Origin of the sequence: Staphylococcus schweitzeri (genome assembly GCF_002902405.1) — a bacterium.
GTDB lineage: Bacteria > Bacillota > Bacilli > Staphylococcales > Staphylococcaceae > Staphylococcus > Staphylococcus schweitzeri.
The window spans coordinates 99217-107769 of sequence record NZ_PPQS01000048.1; the positions used below are offsets into that span (position 1 = coordinate 99217).

The window sequence follows — 8553 nt, forward strand, 5'->3', positions numbered from 1 at the left end:
GTCTGAGTCGCTATCTGAGTCCGAATCGCTGTCTGAGTCTGAATCGCTGTCTGAGTCCGAATCGCTGTCTGAATCTGAATCGCTATCTGAGTCACTGTCTGAATCTGAGTCGCTGTCTGAATCTGAATCGCTATCTGAATCTGAGTCACTATCTGAATCTGAGTCGCTATCTGAATCTGAGTCGCTGTCTGAATCTGAGTCGCTGTCTGAATCTGAGTCGCTGTCTGAGTCTGAATCACTGTCTGAATCTGAATCGCTGTCTGAATCTGAATCGCTATCTGAATCTGAATCGCTATCTGATGTTTCTTCTTCGAAGTATCCGTTATCAATTGTGAAATCATCATGATCCGTAATTGTTACGTCAACTTCACCACCATCGGCATCTTTATCATCTTCAGTTGTATTTGTACCTGTTTGTGTTAAGCCAGCAGGCTTTTCAAAGATAACTTTGTATTTACCGCTATCTAAATTATCGAAACGATATTTACCATTTTCATCTGTTTTAGTTGTTCCAATTACTTCACCTTTTTCATTTAGTAAAGTAACTTTAACATCTTTGATACCTTTTTCAGTTGAATCTTCTTTACCATCTTTATTACTGTCGTACCAAACATAATCACCTAGACTATATTTTGGTGTTTTATAGAATCCACTATCTAATGTCATGTTGTCAGCATCTTTAATGACACCTGTTGTAGTTAGTCCATCAGAATCTACAGCATCATCTGTACCTGCATTTGCAGTTGTCGGTGTATAACCGGCTGGTGTTGAAAACTCTACACTATAAGTTCCATTGCTTAAACCAGTGAACTGATATTTACCATTTTCATCTGTTGTCGTACGATCTAATTCTTTGCCGTTACTATCTTTAAGAATGACATAAACGCCTTTAATTCCTTTTTCATTGGCATCTTGCTTACCATCTTTATTTGTATCTTCCCATACATAGTCACCAAGATTATATTTCTTTTGATCGCCATTAGCAGTTGATGAACCATTTACATTGGAATAACTGTTCGACCAACTATACTTCGCTTTATCAGTTTCTAATGTATAATCAATTTTCCCATTATCCGAAGAACTATTTTCTGGATAAGCCACTTGTTGAATAACATATTGCTTATTGCTACTAGTTTGCCCTTTCAACAAATCAACCGTTGCTGTTTTATTATCATTACTGTAAGTAATATTAAATTGATTAGTTACATCTGTAAGTTTTGATGTGTCTGGCGTGAAACTATCAACAAATTGATTTTGATTTGTCACTTCATATATTTTAAAGTTTTTAGCATCTGGATTAAATTTATACCCAGTTAAATTAGTAACAAATGTTTGTTTAGTATATGTATTTTTAGGTTGATTTACATAAACAGTCATATTACGTGATAAATCTTCATTATTGATATAGTTTGTACTTGAAATAAGTGGTTGTGCTTTCTTATTACCATAATCGACAATGACATCTTTACTATATGTATCATTACCTAAAGTTACTTCCATTTTATAAGCAGTTTTATCAGTTGTTGCATTTTCACGTTTCGCAAACGCAACTTGTTCAATACTACCATTAACATTTGTATATTGATCAACGTAATTCGTAAATGTATAAGTTGTTGTATTAGTTGCGCTATCATAAATTCCTTTGGCAATAATATTACCTTGTGCATTATATAAATTTTGAGTTTGTGAAGGTAATCTTACAGAACCTGGACGGAAATATTGTCCATATTTAAAAGTAAATGTATCGCCTTCTTTAACTGAATCATCAATTTTGTAATTTGCTTTTAATTTTAAAACATCACTAGAAGTCGCCCAAAATTCAGTTTTACCAGTAGTTTGATTAACATGTCCTTTATCAATCGCAATGTCAATATTTGAAAAATGAACTTTATCATTAACATTTGTACCTTGTTGTGGTGCTGCTACTGTGTTCACAGCCATACGGTTTAATGTTCTTGGTTTAATAGTCGTTGTTTTAGGCGTAGCTGAAACATCTTTAGCCTGCATTGAAATATTTTTATCATAGTTATTATTTTTAACTACTAAATTATCTTTATTTTCTGTCGTATCGCTATTTTGTTTAGTTGGTTGTGTAGAAGTTGTATTTTGATGTTCTTCAGTAATTTCTTTAACTGAAGTACTATCAGATACATTTACTTTTAATTGGTTTGACGTTGTACTTTGTCCAACATTATTTAGTTGATGACTATCAACTTTTGCATTAGATTTTTCCTTATTTGAAGTTGTCGTTTCGTTTTTCGACTGATTCAATTCTTTACTCGTATTTTCAGCTGCTTTAGCTTCATGCCCACTTAACCCAAATATCAATGTCGTACCCACTAAAATTGAAGCTGTACCTACAGAGTACTTTCTAATCGAGAACTTATTAAGTCGATTTGATGTCATACCATTACTATTAGTTGTTGTCTTTTTATTATTCATTTAATAATACTCCTTTAAAATATCAAAATTTGATAAATATAATAATTTGCATATAAAAATTCCTGCTTTTCTAGCATATTACAATTTTCAATAAAGTACAATGTTTTAATTATTTTCTTTTATTTTGCAAAGTTATTTAACAAAGTTATTTATACTCACTTAGCATTAAACATCTCTCTTTTTAATATATTTTTTCATTAGTTGCTTTAAATAAATTCACGATATATTTTACATTTACTTTTAACACTAAGGTCTTATTAATTTATCTTTATATAAAAATAAATAATATAGTTATTAACATTAATATTCTCAACTACATATCCACATAATCATTTAAAAAATCAAAAAAAGGTATATAACTTCAAAGCATTCATGCTTCAAAATTACATACCTATATATCAAGTGTATTTACAAGTTATGTTTAAATAATTTATTTCAAATGTTCGTATGGACTATTATGTGCAAATGATACAATTTGGTCGACAAATAATCTTGCACGTAATTGGAACTCACTGTCATTTAAATAATACGTACCATCTTCATTTTTTGCAAAATCAGAATCATGTGTTGCAATTTGAGTTGGAACAGCAATCCCTAATAAACTTCTGACAATAACTCTCAAATGTGACAAGGGTTCAGAGCTGACAATGCCACCACTATTACCAATTAACCCTACTGGCTTCATTTTAAAATAATCCATATTTAAGTGGTCTAGCGCATTTTTTAAAATACCTGAATATGAACCATGATAATTTGGCGTTCCCAATATTAAAAAGTCTGCTGCCATTGCTTTAGCCTTTAAATCTTTAATGTTTTGTTTGATTTCATCAATAGACGGTGTTGTTCCTGAGAAATCTAATTGATTTAATGGATTTTCAGCTAAATCGAATATTTCCGCTTCAATATCATGTGTTTTAAAATGTTCAGTTAAATACGTTGCTAGTGCATTTGTATGAGAATTCACTTGTGCACTTCCAATAATAATTAATCCTTTCATCTTTGACCCCTCTTTTTATTAATCTTGTTGTTCACGTAACAATTTCATGATAGCTTTTCCTACACCACTATTTTCATTCGTATCTGTAATATATTTTGCAATTTTTTTTACTTCTTCTGCACCATTTTCCATAGCAACTGGATAGCCAACTTTAGCCAACATTGATACGTCATTTAAATTATCACCTATGGCCATAACATCTTTCATTTCAATACCTAACCTTTCAGCTATCGTTTCTAAAGCTATGCCTTTTTGCGCATCTGAATGTGTAATTTCGATATTACCTCTTGATGACGATGATACTGCTAAGTTTGGAGATTCAGCTAAAATTTTACTTGCTTTATCAATTTTTTCTAAATCTGCATCAAATGCTAAAATCTTCATAATTAATTCACCAGGTATATTTTCAATCGCATCATAATTGTCAACAACTCTTAACGTACCATTATCAATACGTCTTTGAATACCGTTTTTAATACGTTCAACATTTGCATGCTGACCTGCGCGTTCAGCAATATCTATATAAATTTCTAAGTCTCTTTGAGGATCTTCTGTATATATAGCTCGACTCGTGTATACTTGATAATAAATATCTTCATCTTTTAAAACTTTCGTAATTTTATGTACTAATGATTTATTAAGATGAGACGTACTCATTACATTAAAAGTTTCATCACGTACTTCAGCGCCGTTTAAACAAATATAAGGAACTGTCAAATCCGTATCTGCAACAGGTGCTTGCGCTTCATAAAAAGCTCGACCAGTTGCGATTACGACTGTAATTCCTTGGTCTTGTGCGTATTTAATCGCGTCAATATTAGGTTGAGAAATTTCATGTGCTGCATTTAGAAGCGTGCCATCCATATCTGTAGCTATTAATTTTATCATTACGTTACCTCGTTTCATTATTTTAAAATCACATTATAAAATCAAGAATATATTCTCAGCGCACATACTTTTCTATTAACATTTATATTGTCATTAATTTATCATATAATGTAATTCTAACAAATTTTAATTAGTATGTACTATCGTCTAATTGGTGGATTTCTTATTGGCTCTCAAGTTTTTGAAAAATGTTGTTAATAATGTACTACATGTTTCTTTTAGTACACCTTTTTCAACGGTTGCACGATGATTAAAATTAGATTGTTGCAGTAAATTCATTAAACTGCCACTACATCCACCTTTAGGATCATCTGCACCATAGACGACTCTTGGTATTCGACTCATTACAATCGTCCCTGCGCACATAACGCATGGTTCTAAAGTAACATACAATGTACAACCTTCTAACCGCCAACTACCTAATGCACTTGCTGCACGTTCAATTGCAATATGTTCAGCATGCGCCGTTGGTTGTTGTAGTGTTTCTCTTAAATTATGTGCTCTAGCGATTACTTCATCGTCTTTAGTAATGATAGCTCCAATAGGAACTTCGCCTAGCTGAGCAGCTTTTTTAGCTTCTTCAATCGCTAATGTCATAAAATATATATCATTTGTCATTTATGTTCAGATACCTCACTTATGGTACAATACTCAATGTCTATTTTAACATTTGGAGATGTGAATATGAACAAACCTTTTATCGCAATTGAAGGACCTATTGGCGTAGGCAAATCTTCACTTGCACACAAATTAAGTCAAACTTTAGATTTTTATGAAGAAAAAGAAATCATTACTGAAAATCCATTTTTATCAGACTTTTATGAAGATATATCTAAATGGAGTTTTCAAACTGAAATGTTCTTTTTATGTAATAGATATAAGCAATTCCAGGACGTAACACAACTCAATCAAGGTGTTGTTAGCGATTATCATATACATAAAAATAAGATATTTGCTAAAAACACTTTAAGTGCTGTTGAATTTCAGAAATTCAGTAAAATTTATGACATTTTAACAGATGATCTGATTATGCCAAATATGATTATCTTTTTAGATGCAGATCTTGATGTGTTAAAAGCAAGAATTGCTAAACGTAATCGTAGCTTCGAGCACCAAATAGAAGATGACTATCTTTTAAAATTGAAAAAAGATTACCGTGAATATTACGAATCATTGCAACGTAATGGATCAAACGTTGTTTTAATTGATACAACTTCCATTGATTTTCTAAAAAGCGAACAGGATTACGAAGATATATTACATATTATATTACCTATGATAGGAGATATTACCAATGAATAATTACGGTATTCCACAAAATGCCATTATAACCATTGCAGGTACCGTTGGTGTGGGTAAATCAACACTAACCCAAGCGCTTGCCGATAAATTAAATTTTAAAACATCATTTGAAAATGTAGAACACAACCCATATTTGGACAAATTTTATAACGATTTCGAACGTTGGAGTTTTCATTTACAAATTTATTTCTTAGCTGAGCGTTTTAAAGAACAAAAACGTATGTTTGAATATGGTGGTGGCTTTGTCCAAGACCGTTCTATTTATGAAGATGTTGATATTTTTGCAAAAATGCATGAAGAAGAAGGCACAATGAGTAAAGAAGATTTTAAAACTTATTCAGACTTATTTAATGCCATGGTCATGACACCTTATTTCCCGAAACCCGATGTAATGGTTTATTTAGAATGTAATTATGACGAAGTCATTGATCGTATTATTGAACGTGGTCGTGAAATGGAAATGAATACAGATCCTGAATACTGGAAAAAGTTATTTAAACGATATGATAATTGGATTAATAATTTTAATGCATGTCCTGTTGTTCGCATCAATATCAATGAATATGATATTCATGAAGATCCTGATTCATTAAATCCTATAATTGATAAATTATCACGTATAATTCAGACATATCGCCAAGTAGATATGCGATAAATATATTAAGACATAGTATAAGTGCTTTAATTCAATGTATATTCCATAGAATTCAACTATTACCTTATTGAATTTCTAGGCGTACATTCTTCCGCACTTACACTATGTCTTTCTTTTTATTTTAAAACTTCTAAAATATCTTTCGCACTATTCAAAATTACATCCGCTTCGCGCAATTCCTCTTTAGTTGCAACACCTGTTAATACACCGATTGCCATACCTAAATTTGCATTGCTAGCTGTTTTCATATCGTTGGCCGTATCACCTACAATAGCGACTTGATTAGGAGTTACATTATGATTGTCAAATAATGGTGCTAAAACTTTAGGATTGGGCTTCTCAAAGGCATGTGCTTCAGTCGAGATAATTATATCGAATAATGATGTTGCATTTGTATGTGCCAAAAATTGTTCTACACCTTTTTTAGTATCACTTGTTACAACACCTAGTTTGTATCCTCGTGATTTCAACTTTTGAAGCGTTTCCTCAACACCATCTACCCAATTAATTTCAGGAATTCGTTCATCTACAAGCTTTTGACTCGTTGCCTTTGACCATTCAGTTGTATCTTGTCCTGTCACATCATTAAATGCTTCTATAATTTGCTGTAATGAACCAGATCCCATTACTGATTTTGGATCAATAGACTCTTTAATAACCCCTAATTGTCTAAGTGCAACTTCTTTATTTTGTACTGGAAATGTATCTAGTAATGATTCAACAAATCTTACGCCTATTTTTTCCCAGCTTCTATCAAATTCAATTAAAGTTCCATCTTTATCAAATAATATCCATTCCATTAATATCAATACTCCTGTTTATTTATTAGTATTGTGCTTATTCTAAGATGATTATTACTTTTGCGAAAAATGAACACGCAGAGGCAATGTTTTGCGGTTATTTCAAAAAGTGTAATAAGTGAAATCCCCTTCAATGCTAAACAATAAACATTGTAAACTTTACATTGTTACCATGCTTCGCTTATTTGAAAGGGATTTTGGTCATGATTAACTTTTGTATATTATTGTCATGATCATATTTAATTTTTGCTTAATATTTAGGTACGATGACTCTCCAACCATTTTTATCTTCTAAAGAGCCATTTTGAATACCAGTGTAAACATCATATAATTTTTGAGTAATTTCACCAGTTTCATTATTATTAATCACAATTTCACGATCTTCATATCTTAAAGTACCAACAGGTGAAATAACTGCTGCTGTACCACTACCGAATACTTCTGTTAATTCTCCTTTATCATATGCCTCAAACAATTCATCGATTGAAACACGACGCTCTTCAACTTCATATCCTAAGTTTTTAGCTAATTCAATAATAGATTTACGCGTAATACCTGGTAAAATACTGCCGTTTAATTCTGGTGTAATAACTTTACCATTTTCAACGAAGAAAATATTCATACTACCCACTTCTTCGATATATTTCTGTTCAACACCATCAAGCCATAATACTTGATCGTAACCTAATTTATTAGCATTTGTTTGTGCTAGTAAACTTGCTGCATAGTTACCTGCAACTTTTGCAAAACCTACACCACCACGAACAGCACGGACGTATTCATCTTCAACATAGATTTTAGTTGGTTTTAGAGTTTCACCACCATAATATGCGCCTGAAGGTGATAAAATGATTAGTAATTTATATTGATGTGACGCACCTACGCCTAGTGCACCTTCTGTTGCAAAAACGAATGGACGAATATATAAAGATTGCCCATCTCCTTCTGGCACCCATTCTCTTTCTAAATCTACTAATTGTTTAAGACCTTCTAACAATTCAGTTTCGTTAACTTGAGGCATTTCTAAACGCGCTAATGAGTTATTAAGACGCTTAAAGTTTTCTTCAGGACGGAAAAGAGCTACTTCTCCATCTTTTTTATATGCTTTTAAACCTTCAAATACTGATTGTCCATAGTGAACACCTTGCGCAGCTGGTGAAATTTCAATAGGACCATAAGGCACAATTTTTAAATCATGCCATCCTTTATCTGCATGATAATCATAACTCAACATATAGTCAGTAAAATATTTACCAAATCCTAATTGAGATGTATCAGGTTTTTCTTTTAATGTTTCGCGTAATTCAACTTTAACTGGTTGTGACATGATGATTGCCTCCTAATAATATAGTTTAAGAATTTGTTTAACTTAAATTATAACAATCCCTAATTTACTGTTCAATAAATTTTCTAAAAATTCAAAATTAATTAACATTTTTTCAGAAAGCCTATATCTTTTAGTATAAACG

The 8553-nt window shown here is 31.7% G+C and carries 8 protein-coding genes; 2 read left to right on the forward strand and 6 right to left on the reverse strand.

The window, feature by feature from the left end; all coding sequences use genetic code 11:
- The 4 genes from sdrC to tadA all read right to left on the reverse strand — a co-directional run.
- Positions 1-2442: MSCRAMM family adhesin SdrC (gene sdrC, locus CD116_RS12230; protein ID WP_240625138.1), on the reverse strand; the 2442-nt coding region annotated here is incomplete at its 3' end.
- Positions 2443-2872: 430 nt separating this feature from the next.
- A complete protein-coding gene (locus tag CD116_RS12235; RefSeq protein WP_047550171.1) occupies positions 2873-3439 on the reverse strand; it encodes an NADPH-dependent FMN reductase in 567 nt (188 codons plus the stop codon).
- An 18-nt stretch (positions 3440-3457) separates the two neighbouring features.
- Entirely contained in the window at positions 3458-4327 is an 870-nt protein-coding gene (locus tag CD116_RS12240; protein WP_047530146.1) for a Cof-type HAD-IIB family hydrolase, read from the reverse strand.
- Positions 4328-4474: 147 nt separating this feature from the next.
- The gene (gene tadA, locus CD116_RS12245) at positions 4475-4945 is read right to left on the reverse strand and encodes a tRNA adenosine(34) deaminase TadA (RefSeq protein WP_047550172.1); all 471 of its coding nucleotides are present in this window, start codon (positions 4943-4945) and stop codon (positions 4475-4477) included.
- Between the two features lie 66 nt (positions 4946-5011).
- On the opposite strand from tadA, the gene CD116_RS12250 reads away from it, so the two are divergent.
- Both CD116_RS12250 and CD116_RS12255 read left to right on the forward strand, forming a co-directional pair.
- On the forward strand, positions 5012-5629 hold the full coding sequence (locus CD116_RS12250) for a deoxynucleoside kinase (RefSeq protein WP_047428338.1): 618 nt from the start codon (positions 5012-5014) through the stop codon (positions 5627-5629).
- Entirely contained in the window at positions 5622-6284 is a 663-nt protein-coding gene (locus CD116_RS12255; RefSeq protein WP_047449884.1) for a deoxynucleoside kinase, read from the forward strand. Before CD116_RS12250 ends, CD116_RS12255 begins: the two co-directional genes overlap by 8 nt.
- Before the next feature lie 116 nt (positions 6285-6400).
- On the opposite strand, the gene CD116_RS12260 is transcribed toward CD116_RS12255, so the two are convergent.
- Entirely contained in the window at positions 6401-7084 is a 684-nt protein-coding gene (locus CD116_RS12260; protein WP_047550175.1) for an HAD family hydrolase, read from the reverse strand.
- A 250-nt stretch (positions 7085-7334) separates the two neighbouring features.
- Positions 7335-8411 (reverse strand): branched-chain amino acid aminotransferase, encoded by a 1077-nt coding sequence (locus tag CD116_RS12265; RefSeq protein ID WP_047428327.1) that lies wholly within the window; start codon positions 8409-8411, stop codon positions 7335-7337.
- Between the last annotated feature and the right edge of the window lie 142 nt (positions 8412-8553).